The 18,836-nt window shown below is 35.8% G+C and carries 16 protein-coding genes and 3 tRNA genes; 7 read left to right on the top strand and 12 right to left on the bottom strand.

Going from position 1 to position 18,836, the window contains the following annotated elements:
• Positions 1-11: 11 nt before the first annotated feature.
• Complete coding sequence (locus PSU83_RS06830; RefSeq protein ID WP_300588218.1) at positions 12-974, bottom strand: hypothetical protein; 963 nt, start codon at positions 972-974, stop codon at positions 12-14.
• A 95-nt stretch (positions 975-1,069) separates the two neighbouring features.
• On the opposite strand from PSU83_RS06830, the gene PSU83_RS06825 reads away from it, so the two are divergent.
• Positions 1,070-2,191, top strand: coding sequence for a cysteine desulfurase family protein (locus tag PSU83_RS06825; protein WP_300588216.1), 1,122 nt, complete (start codon positions 1,070-1,072; stop codon positions 2,189-2,191).
• Positions 2,192-2,198: 7 nt separating this feature from the next.
• On the opposite strand, the gene PSU83_RS06820 is transcribed toward PSU83_RS06825, so the two are convergent.
• The 5 genes from PSU83_RS06820 to PSU83_RS06800 form a co-directional block, all read right to left on the bottom strand.
• Positions 2,199-3,176 (bottom strand): MlaD family protein, encoded by a 978-nt coding sequence (locus tag PSU83_RS06820; protein ID WP_300588214.1) that lies wholly within the window; start codon positions 3,174-3,176, stop codon positions 2,199-2,201.
• 8 nt (positions 3,177-3,184) lie between these two features.
• Entirely contained in the window at positions 3,185-3,937 is a 753-nt protein-coding gene (locus PSU83_RS06815) for an ATP-binding cassette domain-containing protein (RefSeq protein ID WP_300588211.1), read from the bottom strand.
• 6 nt (positions 3,938-3,943) lie between these two features.
• Positions 3,944-4,723 carry an ABC transporter permease gene (locus PSU83_RS06810; protein ID WP_300588209.1) on the bottom strand — a complete coding sequence of 260 codons (780 nt, stop codon included), beginning with the start codon at positions 4,721-4,723 and terminating at the stop codon, positions 3,944-3,946.
• Between the two features lie 112 nt (positions 4,724-4,835).
• Positions 4,836-5,597, bottom strand: coding sequence for a C40 family peptidase (locus tag PSU83_RS06805; protein WP_300588207.1), 762 nt, complete (start codon positions 5,595-5,597; stop codon positions 4,836-4,838).
• 70 nt (positions 5,598-5,667) lie between these two features.
• A complete protein-coding gene (locus PSU83_RS06800; protein WP_300588204.1) occupies positions 5,668-6,846 on the bottom strand; it encodes an acetyl-CoA C-acyltransferase in 1,179 nt (392 codons plus the stop codon).
• Between the two features lie 287 nt (positions 6,847-7,133).
• Here PSU83_RS06800 and PSU83_RS06795 point away from each other — a divergent pair.
• From PSU83_RS06795 to PSU83_RS06770, 6 genes are all read left to right on the top strand, one after another.
• Positions 7,134-7,220, top strand: a tRNA-Ser gene (locus tag PSU83_RS06795).
• 54 nt (positions 7,221-7,274) lie between these two features.
• A tRNA-Pro gene (locus PSU83_RS06790) sits at positions 7,275-7,349 on the top strand.
• Positions 7,350-7,509: 160 nt separating this feature from the next.
• A tRNA-Arg gene (locus PSU83_RS06785) sits at positions 7,510-7,583 on the top strand.
• A 317-nt stretch (positions 7,584-7,900) separates the two neighbouring features.
• A complete protein-coding gene (locus PSU83_RS06780) occupies positions 7,901-8,386 on the top strand; it encodes an acetyl-CoA carboxylase biotin carboxyl carrier protein subunit (RefSeq protein ID WP_300588201.1) in 486 nt (161 codons plus the stop codon).
• A gap of 100 nt (positions 8,387-8,486) precedes the next feature.
• Positions 8,487-9,926: an acetyl-CoA carboxylase biotin carboxylase subunit gene (accC, locus tag PSU83_RS06775; protein WP_300588247.1), complete on the top strand. Its 1,440-nt coding sequence runs from the start codon at positions 8,487-8,489 to the stop codon at positions 9,924-9,926.
• Positions 9,927-9,966: 40 nt separating this feature from the next.
• On the top strand, positions 9,967-11,508 hold the full coding sequence (locus PSU83_RS06770) for an acyl-CoA carboxylase subunit beta (RefSeq protein ID WP_300588199.1): 1,542 nt from the start codon (positions 9,967-9,969) through the stop codon (positions 11,506-11,508).
• 99 nt (positions 11,509-11,607) lie between these two features.
• On the opposite strand, the gene PSU83_RS06765 is transcribed toward PSU83_RS06770, so the two are convergent.
• The 6 genes from PSU83_RS06765 to PSU83_RS06740 all read right to left on the bottom strand — a co-directional run bounded on the left by PSU83_RS06765 (position 11,608) and on the right by PSU83_RS06740 (position 18,395).
• Positions 11,608-14,526 (bottom strand): M16 family metallopeptidase, encoded by a 2,919-nt coding sequence (locus PSU83_RS06765; RefSeq protein ID WP_300588196.1) that lies wholly within the window; start codon positions 14,524-14,526, stop codon positions 11,608-11,610.
• A gap of 342 nt (positions 14,527-14,868) precedes the next feature.
• A complete protein-coding gene (gene rplT, locus PSU83_RS06760) occupies positions 14,869-15,213 on the bottom strand; it encodes a 50S ribosomal protein L20 (RefSeq protein ID WP_300588194.1) in 345 nt (114 codons plus the stop codon).
• 166 nt (positions 15,214-15,379) lie between these two features.
• Positions 15,380-15,577, bottom strand: coding sequence for a 50S ribosomal protein L35 (gene rpmI, locus PSU83_RS06755; RefSeq protein ID WP_022827375.1), 198 nt, complete (start codon positions 15,575-15,577; stop codon positions 15,380-15,382).
• A 110-nt stretch (positions 15,578-15,687) separates the two neighbouring features.
• A complete protein-coding gene (infC, locus tag PSU83_RS06750) occupies positions 15,688-16,188 on the bottom strand; it encodes a translation initiation factor IF-3 (protein WP_300588245.1) in 501 nt (166 codons plus the stop codon).
• Positions 16,189-16,264: 76 nt separating this feature from the next.
• On the bottom strand, positions 16,265-18,211 hold the full coding sequence (gene thrS, locus PSU83_RS06745; protein ID WP_300588192.1) for a threonine--tRNA ligase: 1,947 nt from the start codon (positions 18,209-18,211) through the stop codon (positions 16,265-16,267).
• A 10-nt stretch (positions 18,212-18,221) separates the two neighbouring features.
• Entirely contained in the window at positions 18,222-18,395 is a 174-nt protein-coding gene (locus tag PSU83_RS06740) for a hypothetical protein (protein ID WP_300588190.1), read from the bottom strand.
• Positions 18,396-18,836: the final 441 nt, after the last annotated feature.

The following is an 18,836-nucleotide window of genomic DNA, read 5'->3' as shown; positions in this document are numbered from 1 at the left end:
GGATGAAAGAATTAGGGAGTGGTTACAAAACTACCAAATATATAATCATCGCCTAAGCTAAAATCGCTATTTCCCTTTTTCAACGTCACTCTTTTCAGATGAATAGTATGAATAAAACTGGTGCCTAAAGTTGTAGTGGTGACTTCAATGATACCACTTGTGGCTTCAACACCATTCACCGCATTCCATTCTTGCAAAAGTAGAGGTGTAGCCGGTGCAGTGGTCGCGCAGAAATAAGCATTAGTAATGGTATTGTTGAATAATTTGTATGTTAATTTGTTAGCAGAGCTGATTAGTGCTGTTCTTGGAGTTGTTGTGACTGCATTTGCAAATAATGTACTAAAATTGGTGCTGTCAAAGATAAAAGCTTCGCTTCCGCTGAAATTAAAAATTCTATTGTCGCTGGCAGCACAAGTACTTTTATCGGCATCGGCATCAAAATTTAAAGCTAATGGACTAATCGTAGTAGTGTAATTTCCAAATACAAACGTTTCATATACTTGGGGTCCGCTTGGTTTTTCAAATGTTACATTTTTAAGTATGATATAATAATTATAACCTGTAATATTTGTAGCGTTAGTCGTAGCGTTCGTAGTTTTGATTGCTGTCGCTTTAATTTGGATTGTTCCATCGGTAGCAAGCCATTGTTCGGTAACATTTGGCGTTCCATCTGGAAATGTAGGACAAATATTGTTCTGAGTTACTGTTCCGTTGTATTTTCTGTAGGTTACTTTATTGGTCGAATTAATTGCAACTTCAATGGGCGCGCTGTCCAGTGTTTGGTTTTCTGTAAAAGTGGTTGCAGGAATTTCAAGAACAAGCATTTCTGAATCTTTAACTTTATAAAGAACCTCTTTGAGGCTACACTTTTGAATTGGTCCTTCAGAAAAATCGATAACGTCAACTGTTAAATTTCCATCATCACAAGAGGTAATCAAAAGCAACACGGATAGAATAGCTAAAATTCTTTTCATCGGAATAATATAATTTTAAGCAAAAATAAGTTTTTTATACTATTAAATTTCCCTTTTATCATTTAATTAAGAACTCAAGTTTTTATCTTTGCACTATGCAAAAAATATATCTTGATAACGCAGCGACTACGCCAATTCGAAAAGAAGTAATTGAGGAAATAGTCAGAATTATGCAGTCTGAGTATGGAAATCCATCTTCAACACACAGCATTGGACGAAGTGCTAAGGCCGTTATTGAAACCTCACGAAAAACAATTGCAAAATGTCTGAATTGTAATTCACAAGAAATTATTTTCACCTCTACTGCGACCGAAGCTACTAATTGGATTTTGAGAAGTGCGGTTAAGGATTTTGGTGTAATGCGAATTATTACGTCCAAAGTAGAGCATCATGCTACTTTATACACCATTTTAGCTTTGCAGCAAGAATTTGGAATTCAAGTTGATTACCTTAATGTGGACTGCGATGGTGTTTTAGATTATTCGAAACTTGAAACTTTACTTTCCGAGGAAGCTACAACCTTAGTTTCATTGATGCATGTCAATAATGAAACGGGAGTTGTCAATGATATCCATAGAATAGGGGCAGTCTGTCACCAACATAAGGCGTTGTTTCATTGTGATACAGTGCAGTCCATCGGGAAAACCGAGTTAAATCTACAAGAACTAGCGATTGATTTCTTAGTGGCCAGTGCTCATAAATTTCATGGTCCCAAAGGAATCGGATTTGCCTTTGTGCGTAAAAGTCTGGTTTTGCAACCCATGATTTTTGGTGGCGAACAAGAAAAAGGATGGCGCGCCGGAACCGAAGCGGTGCATCAGATAGCCGGAATGGCAAAAGCATTAGCATTAGGTTACCATCATTTAGACGAAGAAAGAAAGTACATCTCCGATTTGAAAGCCTATTGTTTACAAGAGTTGCATATTGCTTATCCTGAAGTTGTAGTGAATGGGTCGGATACCTTTTATAATATTCTAAACATACTAATTCCTATTTCACCCGAAAAAACAGCTATGATTTTGTTCAATTTAGACATGAAAGGCATTGCAGTTTCACGAGGAAGTGCTTGTCAGAGTGGTAGTATTAAACCTTCACATGTTCTGGCTGAAATGCTTACCGATGAGGCATTACAAAAACCAAGTCTGCGTATTTCGTTCAGTCATTATAATACTAAAGATGAGATTGATTATTTAATCACTACTTTAAAAGATATATAAATCGACACTATTTTTTTTCTGCTTTCTTTTTTGCTTTTTCAAGTTTTCTGAAGTAACCACGAAACAAGAAATTGTGTTTTAAGGCTTCCAAATTATCATTTAATTTTTTGCTTGCTTCATTTATATTAGTCATAGTAGAATCTATTTTCTTTACCAATTTAGGATCGTTCGACAAATAATTGATAGCGCCTTTGCCTTCTTTTACGTTTAAAATAGTAGCGTTTAGATTGGTCACGACTTTGTTTATTTCTTGACTAGAGCTATCTAAATTAGTAACAATTTTTTTGATTTTGTTCGCAACTACAGTATCTTTTAGTACTCCAATCACATTATCTTTATTGTTTAAAGAAGCAATTTGTGTACTTAAATTATCAATTGTTTGACTGGTTTTTTTACTAGTTAATTTAAGGTAATGAATCGTTTCTTTTAAATCATTAGCCATAATAGAATCGCGAATTAAAACACCTACAGTTCCTTTTCCGTTGTTAATTTCATTAGTAATTTTAAGTAAATCAGCTGTAAGTTGTGCAGCATTTTCATTGGTTATACTCAGGGTATTTAGCATATCATCTGTTCTAATGCGGTTTGTTGACTGTAACACATCACCCGGACTTACCGGTCCAACGGTCCCTTTTCCGGGAGTAATATTTACGATGACACTTCCAACTAAACCATCGGAACCAATAGTGGCAATAGCATCTTTTTTAATATGTGGAAAGATAGATTTGTCAATTTGCATGTCAACGCTAATAGTGCTGTCGTTTACAATATCGATGCTACGAACTGTGCCAATATTTATACCAGAATACCTAACATTATTTCCCAATTGCAAACCGCCCACATTGTTAAACACAACTTTTAAATGCTCTGTACTACCAAACATTTGTTGTTTATTTCCGATGAAATATATAGTGAGAATAAAGAATGCTAATCCAGCGATGACGAAAATGCCAAGACGAATTTTTTGTGATGCTGTTTTTTCCATGTCGTATTTTATTTAAAAAAGGCTTTAATTTTTGGATCATCAGAGGCCGAAAGTTCTCCAAAAGTTCCTTCGGCATAATTTATATTGTCTATTAGTAAGATCATTCGGTTTGAGATTACTCGGGCACAATCTACATCATGGGTAATAATGATCGACGAGGTGTTGTATTTTTTTTGAATCGACATCATAAGCAATATTATTTCTTTAGAAGTAATTGGGTCAAGGCCCGTTGTAGGTTCGTCATACAAAATGATTTTTGGTTGTAGAATTAAAGTTCTTGCCAAAGCAATTCTGCGTTTCATTCCGCCTGAAAGTTCGTTGGGCATCATGTCAATAGCATCTTCTAATCCAACATTTGTTAACGCTTCCAGCACCATTGGTTTTGTGTCTTTTATCTTTCCGAATTTTTTAGTGTGTCTGCGCAACGGAAATTCTAAATTTTCTCGCACCGACATAGAATCATACAAAGCACTTCCTTGAAATAGGAAGCCAATTTCGGTTCTCAGCTCATCTAATTCCCAGTGTTCAATTTGGTTAATGTCTTTCCCCATTACTTTAATGGTACCACCGTCAGGTTCTTCAAGTCCGATTAGGCATTTGATCATTACTGATTTTCCTGAACCTGATTTCCCCATAATGACCAAGTTTTCGCCTTCATATAAGTTCAGGTTAAAACCATTCAACACCGTATTATCGCCATAACTTTTAGACAAGTTTTTGATTTCTATTATAGGATTGGATTTAGTGGTTGAACTGCTCATCTTGTTTTATCCGTAAAAAATATTAGTAATAAAAACAGCAATAAAATCAATAATAAAAAGCAACATAGACGTATATACGACGGCTGAATTAGCTGCAAGACCAACTCCTGCCGTTCCTTTTTTACAATTATATCCTTTGTAACAGCCTACCAATCCGATAGCAAAACCAAAGAAAAGCGTTTTTATTGTGGTTGGGATGATATCACTAAACTTCAAACTGTCAAAAACTTGATTGAAATAGAGTAAAAACGAAACATTTCCTTTTATATTTTCTACTATCGCCGAACCATATATTGCGATCGCATCGCCAAAGAAAACTAAAATTGGTAGCATGAAAGTGGTTGCTAATATTCGGGTAACAACTAAATATTTATAGGGATTAGTTCCTGATACTTCCATAGCATCAATTTGTTCTGTCACTCGCATAGAGCCCAATTCGGCACCAATTCCAGAGCCAATTCTTCCGGCACAAATTAAAGCCGTAATGATAGGGCCAATTTCCCTAATTATTGAAATACTAACCATTGAGGGCATCCAGGAAACAGCTCCAAATTCTTCGAGTGTAGGTCTGGATTGGAGTGTGAATACTAATCCAATAATAAATCCTGTTACACTAACCAAAAGCAATGACCGATTTCCCATATTGTAACATTGCCTGAGAAATTCTTTCCATTCAAACGGGCGCTTGACCACTTCGACAAAGAACCGCGAGGTGAAATATGAGAGCTCTCCAATTTCAAAAAAGAAGGTTTTAAATGATGCTACTACTTTCGAATTGTTATCCATTTAAAAGGGTTTTAAACAAAAAAATCTTACCTCAAAGCTACGATTATTTGAGAGGAATACTTCTCAAAAATAAAAAAATCCATTTTAGATATTGTAAAAATGGATTTTATATTTAAATAATTTTCTTAATAACACGCAGTCGATGCGTATGCCTGTTTTGTTCGGCATTATAGATTCCTAAATGATCGAGTCTGTCAATTCTGACTTTACCACTTGCGTGGATAATGTAGTTGTCTTCCATTATTATTCCCACGTGAATAATCTTGCCTTCTTCATTATCAAAAAACGCCAAATCGCCAGGTTCACTTTCTTCAATAAAACTCAAAGCCTCGCCTTGCGTAGATTGTTGGGAAGCATCGCGAAGGAGTTTGTAACCGTTAAGTTTGTAAACCATTTGGGTAAACCCAGAACAATCAATGCCAAAAGGTGTCTTTCCGCCCCAAAGATAAGGTGCATTTAAATACATAAAAGACGTCGAAATTAAATCTAATTTTGATTTTACACCACTGACTCTCATACCTTCAAATTCAAAATTGGCAGTATTGATTTCGCTATGGCTCAAAAAGGATAGCGAAGCACCAAGCGTAATCGGAAGATAAACATTGGAGGCATTCGTTACATATTCAACCAAATCAGAATTCAAAATAATAGCGTCTTCAGACAAATCATTAAAACTCTTTTCGCTGATTACTAGATACTGTTTTGAATCCACCCAGCCTTCATAACCATCATACTGCAATTTGATTTTTGACCACTGATTTTGAGTTGCTGTAATTTCAAAATGTTCTCCATACAAAACCTGCGAAACGATTTCGCTTCGGTCGCTTGGTTCAGCCCGTAAAGGAATTATAGAAAGATTACAAATGGCAAACATTCAAATAGAATTGATAATGGATAATTGATAATGGATAATTGTTAATTATCCATTATCAACTGTTACTTGTTTAAGCTCTTTCAAGAACAATTGCCGAAGCTCCACCGCCACCATTACATATAGCTGCTGCTCCAATTTTTGCATTGTTTTGTTCTAATACATTAATTAAAGTGACAATGATTCTGGCACCAGAACACCCAAGAGGATGTCCTAAGGAAACCGCTCCACCGTTAACATTAATTTTGTCGTTATCTAACCCTAAAATTTTAGCATTGGCTAAACCAACAACCGAAAACGCTTCGTTAAATTCGAAAAAGTCAACATCTGAAAGTTTTAAACCTACTTTATCTAAAGCTTTTGGTAATGCTTTTGATGGTGATGTAGTAAACCATTTTGGTTCTTGTGCTGCATCTGCGTATGATTTTATATAAGCCAATGGTTTCAGTCCAAGAGCTTGTGCTTTTTCTTCACTCATCAAGATTAAAGCTGCCGCACCATCATTTATAGTAGAGGCATTAGCCGCCGTTACTGTTCCTTCTTTGGTAAATGCTGGATTTAATGCCGGGATTTTATCCAATTTTACGTTAGTAAACTCTTCATCTTTTGAAAAGAGAACCGGTTCGCCACGACGCTGCGGAATTTCAACTGGAACCACTTCATTGTCAAATTTTCCTGCTTCCCAGGCTTTTGCAGAGCGCTCATACGACTGAATTGCGAAAGCATCTTGCTCTTCACGTGTTATTTTGTATTCGGCAGCACATAAGTCAGCAGAAACGCCCATAGCGTTGTTATCGTAGGCGTCAACTAAACCATCCTTTTGCATTCCATCCACTAAAGAAGCTGGGCCAAATTTCACGCCGTTTCTCATATGAACATAATGCGGAATTAAACTCATGTTTTCCATTCCACCTGCAACAACGATTTCAGCATCGCCCGCCATGATAGCTTGCGCGCCTTGCATTACTGCTTTCATTCCAGAAGCACATACTTTGTTAATAGCTGTCGCAATTACAGTATTTGGCAAACCTGCATAAAGTGCGGCCTGACGCGCTGGTGCTTGCCCAGTTCCTGCCTGAACCACATTACCCATTATAACTTCGTCTACTAAGTTTGGGTCTAAATTTATTTTATTTAAAGCGCCTTTGATGGCAGCTGCTCCTAATTTTGTAGCTTCAACAGTGGATAATGAACCCATAAAACTCCCAATTGGTGTTCGTACTGCTGAAACGATAACTACTTTTTTATTCATGATGTATTGTTGTTTTAATCCGCTGCACTCCATACAAATCGTACTTCGAATGTTTGTACTGCAAAACTAATCTTTTATTATAAATTATGGAATTCAAAGCAGAATAAATCGCAAATCCTTTTGATTTAAAAAAATATTATAAGTGTAGTTTGTTGAAAGTGAAGCTTTTTAGTATTTTTTTATTTTTATCTCTAAAAAAACAATTGAAATAGTTGTAAATTATAGAATGAAAAGTTACATTTGCAACCGCAAAAAAAGCTAAGTTCTTTGAGCATTATTGAAATTTTGGAGAGTTGCCTGAGTGGCCGAAAGGACATGTTTGCTAAACATGCGTATGGGGAACTGTACCAAGGGTTCGAATCCCTTACTCTCCGCAAAATTGCTTTTTCTTATTGAATTTGGAATTTTGAAAATGAAGTTGAATACTTCGGGGTGTAGCGTAGCCCGGTTATCGCGCCTGCTTTGGGAGCAGGAGGCCGCAGGTTCGAATCCTGCCACCCCGACAAAATAAAGAGTGGAGTTTTTTAGGAAAATTTATTTTCATAAAAAATGTAGAGGTTTATTTTAAATTAAAGTTTGCTTTAATTTGCAACAAAACCAAATCAAGATCATTAGATAATCCTTCCACCCCAACTTTTTAGTAGTTTTTTTAAAAACTATTTTGGTTCCATAGCTCAGCTGGATAGAGCAACGCACTTCTAATGCGTAGGTCGAAGGTTCGAATCCTTCTGGGATCACACCTAAATTAAAACCCGAAAAATAAAATGGAATTTATTCTAATTTTATTTTTCGGGTTTTTGATTTTCAAACCAGATATTTGAGTAAGTGCACAGCAAATCCCGCTGAAATTAAAAAATTAAACCATCTTATAAATTTTACGAGATGGTTTTTTAAATTTAAGTATTTTGTTTTTTCAATTTTATTCATTTGAAATATTGAAAATAATCCTTTTCTATTTGGAACCTATCAATTGATTTAGAAATTAATTGACTTTTGTGATGTAATATTAGGTCAAGGTTTCATAAATTTACTTCCAATTAAATACTATTTACTTATGGGTAATTCTTATAAGCTTTCGGTCAATAATACCAGCACATTTAATCTACTAGAAAGCGATCTTATAAATCTCGATGCCGTGAAAGTGGAACAGTCAAAATTCCATGTACTTAAAAATCACAAACCTTATACAGCAGAAATTATTTCTGCTGATTTTATTTCCAAAAAATATACTGTAAAAGTTAACAATAATATTTATGAAGTATCCATTGACGGGGCTTTAGAACTTTTAATTAAAGGGCTGGGAATTGAAAGAGGAAGGACAAAAAAGGTAAATGCCATTAAAGCGCCAATGCCAGGTTTAATTCTGGAAATTAGCGTAGAAGTTGGACAAACCGTCAAAGAAAATGATCCATTATTAATATTGGAAGCTATGAAAATGGAAAACAGTTTCCTTTCGCCAAGAGATGGTGTAATTAAATCTATCGCTGTTGAAAAAGGAAACGCAGTAGATAAAGGACAATTATTAATTGAATTTGAATAGAAAAAAATAGAGGAAAGAACCTAGAACCAAAAGAAATGAAATTATCTTTCTTCTTGCAGCGTAGCGGTCTTTCTTTTTTCATCTAAAACATATGAAAGAAATTAAAAAAATATTAGTTGCCAATCGTGGTGAAATAGCCATTAGAGTAATGAAAACTGCCAAGAAAATGGGCATCAAAACCGTTGCTGTATTTTCAACTGCCGATAGAAATGCGTTGCACGTAAAATATGCTGATGAAGCGGTTTGTATCGGAGAAGCGGCATCAAGTCAATCCTACTTGCGTGGCGATAAGATAATCGAAGTTTGTAAAGAATTAAATGTTGACGCGGTGCATCCAGGCTATGGCTTTTTAAGTGAAAATTCACATTTTGCTGAAGAATGCGAAAAGAATAATATCATTTTCATCGGACCAAAATCGAAAGCGATTGAAATGATGGGAAGCAAATTAGCAGCGAAAGAAGCCGTTATGAAATATGATATTCCGATGGTTCCTGGAGTTGACCACGCTATTATTGATATTGAAGACGCCAAAAAAACTGCCAAGCAAGTTGGATTTCCAATTTTGATTAAAGCATCTGCAGGCGGTGGTGGAAAAGGAATGCGTATTGTTGAAAAAGAAGAAGATTTTGAATCTCAAATGGATAGAGCAGTTTCCGAAGCTACAAATGCTTTCGGAGATGGTTCGGTTTTTATTGAAAAATATGTTACCAAACCACGTCACATCGAAATTCAAATTATGGCAGACAGTCACGGAAATGTGTTGTATATTTTCGAAAGAGAATGCAGTATTCAACGTCGCCATCAAAAGGTCGTTGAAGAAGCACCATCAGCAGTTTTAACGCCAGAAATGCGCAAAAAAATGGGTGAAGCTGCCGTAAAAGTAGCTCGTGCTTGTGATTATTTGGGCGCCGGAACAGTGGAGTTTTTATTAGACGATAAACACAATTTCTATTTCCTTGAGATGAATACGCGTTTGCAAGTAGAACATCCCGTTACCGAAATGATTTCTGGTTTGGATTTGGTTGAATTGCAAATCAAAGTGGCTCGTGGTGAAGCATTAGAAATGAAACAAGAAGATTTGAAAATACAAGGTCATGCCATGGAACTTCGTGTCTATGCTGAAGATCCAATGAATGATTTCTTACCAAATGTTGGAAATTTAAGCACGTATAAATTACCGGAAGGCGAAGGAATTCGTGTCGATAACGGAATCGAAGAAGGAATGGATGTGCCCATTTATTACGATCCAATGCTTTCTAAATTGGTTACTTACGGAAAAACGCGTGAAGAATCGATTGAATTAATGATAAAAGCCATCGATAATTATCATATTGAAGGCGTGGCAACAACGTTACCTTTTGGAAAATTTGTAATGGAACACGAAGCGTTTCGCTCAGGCGATTTTGATACCGGTTTTGTAAAAGCCTATTATAATCCTGAAAAAATGAAAGCGCAACTGGATATCGAAGCCGAAATTGCTGCGATGATTGCTTTGAAACACTATGTAGAAGATCAAAAAATGTTACGATTACCAAACTAAAATAATTCAGAATTCTAAATTCTAAATTCTAAATTGAAAAATGGAAGACAAAATAAAAATATTAAACGATAAAATTGCTTTAGCTAAACTAGGCGGCGGTGAAAAACGAATAGCGTCTCATCATGCCAAAAAGAAATTAACCGCTCGTGAACGAGTAGAATATTTGATGGATGAAGGTTCGTTTGAAGAAATTGGAATGCTAGTTACACACCGAACTACCGATTTTGGAATGGAAAAAGAAATCTATTTCGGCGATGGTGTGATAACGGGTTATGGAACGATAAACGGAAGAATTGTTTATGTTTTTGCGCAAGATTTCACCGTTTTTGGAGGATCATTATCTGAAACGCATGCCGAAAAGATTTGTAAAGTAATGGATATGGCACTAAAAAGTGGTGCGCCAATGATTGGATTAAACGACTCTGGTGGCGCGCGTATTCAAGAAGGTGTTCGCTCACTTGGTGGTTATGCTGATATTTTCTATCGAAATGTACAATCATCAGGTGTAATTCCTCAAATTTCGGCTATTATGGGACCATGCGCTGGTGGTGCTGTTTATTCGCCTGCAATGACCGATTTCACGATGATGGTGGAAGGAAGCAGTTATATGTTTGTTACTGGCCCCAATGTCGTAAAAACGGTAACCAATGAAGAAGTAACTTCCGAAGAATTAGGCGGCGCTAGTACACATTCTACAAAATCCGGTGTGGCACATATTACTTCACCAAACGGAATAGAATGTTTGGAAGATATTAAAAGTTTATTGAGTTATTTACCTCAAAACAATAGAGAAACGGCACCAAAATTACCGTATCTTGTTAGTGACGAAAAGCGTGACAAGTTAGATACTATTGTTCCAGATAATGCGAATAAACCCTATGACATGCACGATGTTATAGCAAATATCATCGACGAAGATTCCTTCTTTGAAATTCACAAAGATTTTGCTGAAAACATTATTGTTGGTTTTGCTCGTTTGGGCGGAAGAAGTATCGGAATTGTGGCTAATAATCCAAAATATTTAGCAGGTTGTTTGGATGTGAAATCTTCGATAAAAGCAGCACGATTTGTACGTTTTTGTGATTGTTTCAACATTCCTTTATTAGTTTTAGAAGATGTTCCAGGATTCTTACCAGGAACAGATCAAGAATGGAACGGAATTATCGTTCACGGAGCTAAATTATTATACGCTTTCAGTGAAGCAACGGTGGCAAGAGTTACTGTAATTACTCGGAAAGCGTATGGTGGTGCGTATGATGTAATGAACTCCAAACACATTGGTGCCGACATGAATTTTGCTTGGCCAAGTGCAGAAATTGCAGTAATGGGCGCAAAAGGCGCTTCTGAAATTATCTTCAAAAAAGAAATCAATGAAGCAGCAAATCCAGCAGAAAAATTAGCAGAGAAAGAAGCAGAATATGCTGCCTTATTTGCTAATCCATACACAGCAGCACAACGTGGATTTATTGATGAAGTTATTTTGCCACACGATACCCGCAGAAAATTGATGAAAGCTTTTAGTATGCTAGAAAATAAAGTAGTGGAACGACCAAAACGTAAACACGGAAATATTCCTTTGTAATAGTTAATTGAAATTGCTAAGCAGTATTTTTAATTAAACTTATTCAAAACAAAAAATCCCAATCGAAAGATTGGGATTTTTTTTATGCTTTAATTGAAATTAATAATTGAATATCTCTTCCAAAGTTACTTCCTCAATTGTTCCTAGTTTTTTCAGTGCTTCAAAGTCTAAGCTTTCTTTTTTACCAATAATAGCCGTATTGTACTGTTTGGTTTTAACTTCTTTGTTAAAGAAATCATTCGTAGAAGCTAAAGTAAGATTTTGAATTTCTTTATAAATGTCTTTTCGGATGTCATAATCAAAGCCCAGTTTTTTCAAATTCATTTGATTGAAGAAAATATTCGATTTGATAATTCTGCTTGAAGCGATTTGTTTCAAACCTGAATCTTTTGCGTTATTAAATTGTTTGTCAATTTTAGGCATCTCATTCAATAAAGCAGAAAGTGCATCAACCGCTTGTGGCAATTTATTGGCTTGTGTTCCAATAGAAACTTGCATGTAATCATCTAGATTTTTATCATTGGCCATTCCGTAATAAGCTCTTGCAGAATATGCTAATGATTTAGATTCTCTAATCTCTTGGAAAACAATTGATGATAATCCAGAACCAAAGTAGGAGTTGAAAACCGATACAGTTCCGGCAATTCTAGGGTTGTATTTTTCACCTTTTGCTATTCTCGCCATTTCGGTTTGTACCATGTCATAGTTGGCGAAATATACTTTGTTAGCCGTAATTGGTTCTGCATATTTTTTGGCGGTTGGAGCTGGTTTATTGGCGCTTAGGTTATGAAATTTTTCTAAGGCTTTTAAAATCGGATTCAAATCTGTACCATAAAAGAAAACTTCATGCTCATAATTATTGAGGTCTTTAACAATTGCAGTAAGTTCTGAAGATTGCATTTCCTTAAGTTCTTTTTCAGAAATAAGGTCTCTGAATCTGGAGTCTTTACCATACTTTGCGTAGTTGGTCAATGCGGCCATTATATTTTCTTTACGTTTCTTAGCATTGGCTCTGTTGTTCAATATAGTTTCAACCTGAGTCGCGTATACTTCTTGATCCGCTTTTACATTTTTGATGAAGTTTTCCAGTAATTCAATTCCTTTTGGAATATTGTTTTCTAATCCAGAAAGCGTAATAATACTGGTGTCTGTTCCAATGTTTGCATTATAAGAAACGCCAATTTTATAAAACTCTTTTTTAATCTGTTCAGCACTCATTTTGTCTGTACCTAAGTATTCTAATAAATCGGTAGCTAATCCTAGTTTTTTATTGTTATCTGAACCCATCTTGAAGATATAGCTTAGACGCGCAATAGAATTGGTTGTATTTTTAATATAACTTACAGTGGTGTTTTTAAGTTTGTTGGTTTGGATTTCTTTTTTGAAATCAACAAAAATAGGCTCTAAATCAGCTGAAGTTAGTTTAGAAAAATCTTTATAAAATTGTGATTGAGCCTCTCTGTTCAATTGAATAGGAGTGATGCCCGGATTCGAAACACGCACTAATTTATCGTTTACTCCTTTTCTTTTATAAACAATCACATAATTCGTTTTGAAGAAATCATTGGCGAATTTTACGACATCAGCCTTTTTTATTTTCGACAATTCATCAATATCGGATAAGGTCTGTTCCCAACTTCTACCTTCAATAAACGAATTGTAAAATGAAGTAGCTAAACCGTCTGCCGATTCGAAAGTTTTCATTATGTCTAGTTTTCTATTATTCACAATAGCCTGAAGCATCCATTCATCAAATGCGCCTTTTTTAATGTTGTCCAATTGCGTTAACAATAAATCTCTTCCTTCTTCAAGCGTTTGGCCGTCTTTAGTAGTAAGACTTAATCCAAAATAGCCATAATCATTAAACGTTGTAGCATAACCGCCGGCGCTTAAGGCCAATTGTTTTTGATTCAAATTGATATCTATTAATCCGACATCACCATTGTTTGAAAGTATTTCCGCTGTCATATCGGCTAATAAAGCTTCTTTAGTTCCGACGCCTGAAGTTCTCCATGCCATGGTTAATCGCTCTGCTGTTGGACTTTTAACTTCTCTTTCCACTACGGAAGTCATTGGTTTTTCTGTAACTAATTTTTTCATTGGAAGTTCTTTATATTCGAAAGAACCAAAATAGGTATCAACCATCTTAATCGTTTTGTCGAAATCTAAATCTCCAACCAAACAAACTGCCATATTATTCGGAACATAATAGGTATCAAAATAGTTGTGAATAGCGACCATTGAAGGGTTTTTCAAATGTTCCGATTTTCCAATGGTTGTCTGAGTTCCATTAGGTGTAAGCGGAAATAAAGCGCTCATCAACTCGAAATTAAGCAAACGGCCGTCATTATCTTGTGAACGGTTGAACTCTTCGTAAACCGCTTCCAGTTCGGTGTGAAAAAGACGTAAAACCAATTCAGAGAAACGTTCTTTCTCAATCATCATCCATTTTTCTAATTCGTTTGAAGGGATATTGTTTTTGTAAACCGTTTCGTTTAAGCTCGTATGCGCATTGGTTCCTTTGGCGCCCAAAGAGGAAATTAATTTGTCGTATTCGTTGGCTACCGAAAGTTTTGAAGCTTCTTGTGATACTTCGTCAATTTGTTTGTAAAGGGCTTTTTTCTTTTCAGGATCGGTTTCTGCTTTGTGTTTTTCGTATAAATCAGAAATTTGCTTCACTAGTACTTTTTCTTTTGCCCAATCTTGGGTTCCAATTTTACTCGTTCCTTTAAAAACCATGTGCTCTAAGTAGTGCGCCAAACCCGTATTATCTGCCGGATCGTTGTTAGAACCTGTTCTTACTGGAATATACGTTTGAATTCTTGGTTCATCTGTATTTTGTGCCAGATATACCTTCAATCCGTTTTTTAAAGTATAAATACGCGTTCCGGTTTTGTCATTTTTTACAGTTTCATACGAATACCCTTGAGCATCTTTTGTTTTTTCTGTCGAAAAATTTTGAGCGGTAATAGCTGTTAATGAGATTAGTAGGCAGCTGAGTACAAATATTTTTTTCATAATTGGGTTAGTTTGTCCAAAAATACAGATAATCTTTATCCTTTGAATTCTACAAGTGTTAAAGTTAAGCTAAGATTTTTGGTTTGAATTATGGTAGAATACGGAATTCTGTTCGTTATGCGTTAGGGATAGGAGAGGAAATCCTGGCAGTGTTAAAGTGTACTTTGTAGAAGAGGTGTTGCCAGATTGGAACGGATAGCCCGACCCGCAGGGGAACGCCCAAATAAATATAATAAAAATAGCGGAACTAAGAATCTGAAATGAGTTTGAATTAAAAAAAAATCCCAATCTTTCGACTGGGATTTTGATATATAAGTAAGTTAAATAAGGTTGTACAAACGTTTATTTTACTTTATTAAGTACTGCTTTGAAAGCTTCTGGGTGATTCATTGCTAAATCGGCAAGTACTTTACGGTTCAATTCGATACCGCTAGCTTTTACTTTTCCCATAAACTGCGAATAAGACATTCCTTCTAAACGGGCTCCAGCGTTGATACGTTGAATCCATAAAGCACGGAAATTTCTTTTGTTCACTTTTCTGTCACGGTAAGCGTAGCACATTGCTTTCTCCACCGCATTTTTAGCAACCGTCCAAACGTTTTTACGACGACCAAAGAAACCTTTGGCTTGCTTCATTATCTTTTTTCTTCGTGCTCTTTTAGCAACTGAATTTACTGATCTTGGCATAATTTTTCTTGTATTTTTGTAGCAGGCGTACCGAATTTAATCAAGGTAACTTTGTTGAGCCGTGCTCCAAGGTTATTAAATGATTTTTAACCTAAAGAACTTTTAATTAATAATTGATAGTTGATAATTGACAATTAATTATCAATTATTCATTATCCATTGTCAATTAAATTATTCTTAATTGTTGTTTGATGCTTTTCATATCTGTCTTGTGAACAAGTGCAGAGTGTGTTAAAGCCAATTTACGCTTTTTAGATTTTTTAGTCAAAATGTGACTTTTAAAAGCGTGTTTTCTCTTGATTTTTCCAGAGCCAGTTACTTTGAATCGCTTCTTAGCACTGGATTTTGTTTTCATTTTAGGCATTTTTTCCTAGATTATTTATATTTAACTTACTTACTTTTTTTTTCAGTGAAAAGCCACAAGCCAATAGCCATAAGTTTTTAAAACTCTTGCTAATGCCTTTTGCCTAATTACTATTTTGATTTCTTCTTAGGAGCAATGAACATAATCATTCTTTTTCCTTCAAGAACAGGCATCGCTTCTACTTTACCATATTCTTCTAAATCGGTTGCCAAACGCAATAACAAGATTTGACCTTGTTCTTTATAAATGATAGAACGTCCTTTAAAAAAGACGAATGCTTTTAGTTTAGCACCTTCTTTCAAGAATTTTTCAGCATTCTTTCTTTTGAACTCGTAATCGTGCTCATCGGTCTGAGGACCAAAACGAATTTCTTTAACAACAATTTGCGTAGACTTTGCTTTAAGCTGCTTATCTCTTTTCTTTTGTTCGTAAATAAATTTACCATAATCCATTAATTTACAAACAGGAGGACTTGCATTTGGTGAAATTTCAACCAAATCTACTTCCTGCTCTTCAGCTAAACGCATAGCATCAGAATATTTAAATACCCCGGGCTCAATGTTTTCTCCTACTAAACGAACTTCAGATACGCCACGAATCAATTCATTAATTCGGTGGGCTGCTGTTTTTTCTACTCGAGGCTGGTAACCTCTGTTGTTTCTAATTGCTATGGCTTTACTTTTTTAATTAAACTTCGAATGTTTTTAATGTTTTTCCTATTTCTTCATTCACCATTTTGGCAAATTCTTCAATAGTAACTGTAATATTTCCTTTTCCTTCCTGTCCGTGTCGGCGAACAGATATTGTTCCGTTTTTCTCCTCTTCATCACCAACAATCAGCATAAACGGTATTTTTTGAACTTCAGCTTCTCTAATTTTCTTCCCAATTGTCTCGTTGCGGTTGTCAATTAGGGCGCGAATTTCGTGATTTTCTAGCAATTCTAAAACTTTTTTCGAATAATTTTCATATTTCTCACTTAAAGACAATATAATAGCCTGTTCAGGTATTAACCAAAGCGGGAAATTTCCTGCAGTATGTTCTAGTAGAATAGCAATAAAACGTTCCATCGAACCAAATGGTGCTCTGTGAATCATCACAGGTCTATGTAATTCGTTATCAGAACCTTTATAGGTCAAATCAAAGCGCTCTGGTAAGTTGTAATCCACCTGAATTGTTCCCAATTGCCAGCTTCTTCCCAAAGCATCCTTTACCATAAAATCCAGTTTCGGACCGTAGAAGGCTGCTTCGCCCGTTTCGATAACATAATTCAATCCTTTGTCTTTTGCTGCACTGATGATGGCATTCTCCGCTTTTTCCCAGTTGGCAACATCTCCAATATATTTATCTGGATTGTCCAAATCACGCACAGAAACCTGAGCGGTGAAGTTTTCAAATCCAAGTGAACCAAATACATAAAGTACCAGGTCAATTACTTTCTTAAACTCCGAATCCAATTGATCCGGCGTACAGAAAATGTGCGCATCATCCTGAGTAAATCCACGAACACGTGTCAATCCGTGCAATTCGCCCGATTGCTCGTATCTATAAACTGTACCAAATTCAGCATAACGCTTTGGCAAATCTTTATAACTCCAAGGTCGTACATTGTATATTTCACAGTGATGCGGACAGTTCATAGGTTTCAACAAAAACTCTTCGCCTTCAGCTGGAGTATGAATAGGCTGAAAACTGTCTGCTCCATATTTTGCATAATGTCCCGATGTTACATAAAGTTCTTTCTGTCCAATATGAGGCGTTACCACTTGTTCATATCCGCCTTTCTTTTGAGCTTTCTTCAAAAATTGTTCTAATCTATCCCGCAAAGCAGCGCCTTTTGGTAACCATAATGGCAAACCTTGACCTACTCTTTGTGAGAAAGCGAATAATTCAAGTTCTTTCCCTAATTTTCTATGATCACGACGTTTCGCTTCTTCAAGTAATTCAAGATACTCAGTCAAATCTTTTTGTTTCGGGAATGAAACTCCGTAAACACGAGTCAACTGCTTGTTTTTTTCGTCACCGCGCCAGTACGCGCCAGCAACACTCATAATTTTCATTGCTTTGATGATTCCTGTATTCGGAATATGACCTCCGCGACACAAATCAAAGAAATTAGCATGATCACAAAACGTAATCGTTCCGTCTTCCAAATTCGAAATCAATTCCGTCTTGTATTCGTTGTCTTTATATACAGATAATGCTTCCGCTTTTGAAACCGAACGCATCGTAAATTCATGTTTCTCTCTCGATACTTCTAAAACGCGATCTTCCACTTTTTTAAAGTCGGCATCCGTAATTTTTTGGTCGCCAAAATCAACATCATAGTAAAAACCATTATCAATCGCTGGTCCGAGTGTTAGTTTGATTCCAGGGAATTGCTCCTCCAAAACCTGCGCCATCACATGCGAAGTCGAATGCCAGAACGCTTTTTTGCCCTCCTTGTCATTCCATGTATATAATATAAGAGAACCGTCGGTCGTTAATTCCGTTTCCGTTTCAACTGTTGTACCATTAAAAGCAGCCGAAATCACATTTCGAGCTAATCCCTCACTGATGCTTTTTGCAACATCCATCGGAGTCGTGCCTTTCGCAAACTCCTTAACCGAACCGTCAGGTAGAGTAATCTGTATCATTCCTAAAATTTTAAGTTCCAATTCCGAAACTTCGGAACGGGATGCAAATATATAAGATTAACAAAACACATACAATATATATGATATTTAATAGTAAAGTATTTGTAGGAGCACCACCACCGAGATCATAACCACCCGTCGTCCCGCTATTCGCTCTATCTGTCATTGCAATCTTGCGTTGCAATTTTGCAATAACAGGATGCCGCTACTATCGTGGCTAGCGATTTCTTTTGGTTTTCATAATTACGTTTTGCAAGGCACTATATACACTTGGTTACGTATTATCTAGTATAAACAAATCCGTTAGTAGTGATGTATTGGTAGCAAAATCATAAATTCATGGTGTAAAATTCGAGTTATCAGTTGATTAAAAAAAAGAATAAAAAAGGTATGTTTTTATTTGGTTTGAAAGAGTATTAGTTTTTATATTTGCACCCCGCAAGGGATTAAGTTCATTGAATTTTTGGGTAAACGAGCAGAAAAAAATAAATTTAAAAATTATTTTCAAAAAAGCTTGCCAGAATAAAAAAGATAGTTACTTTTGCACCCGCTAACCGAGAGAGAGGCGATAAAAAAGAAGAACACGTTCATAGACATATTGAATTGACAGCCGTCCCGATTTATC

Origin of the sequence: Flavobacterium sp., assembly GCF_029945805.1 — a bacterium.
In the GTDB taxonomy this organism is placed as follows: Bacteria; Bacteroidota; Bacteroidia; order Flavobacteriales; family Flavobacteriaceae; genus Flavobacterium.
This window is presented reverse-complemented; position numbering and strand designations above follow the sequence as displayed.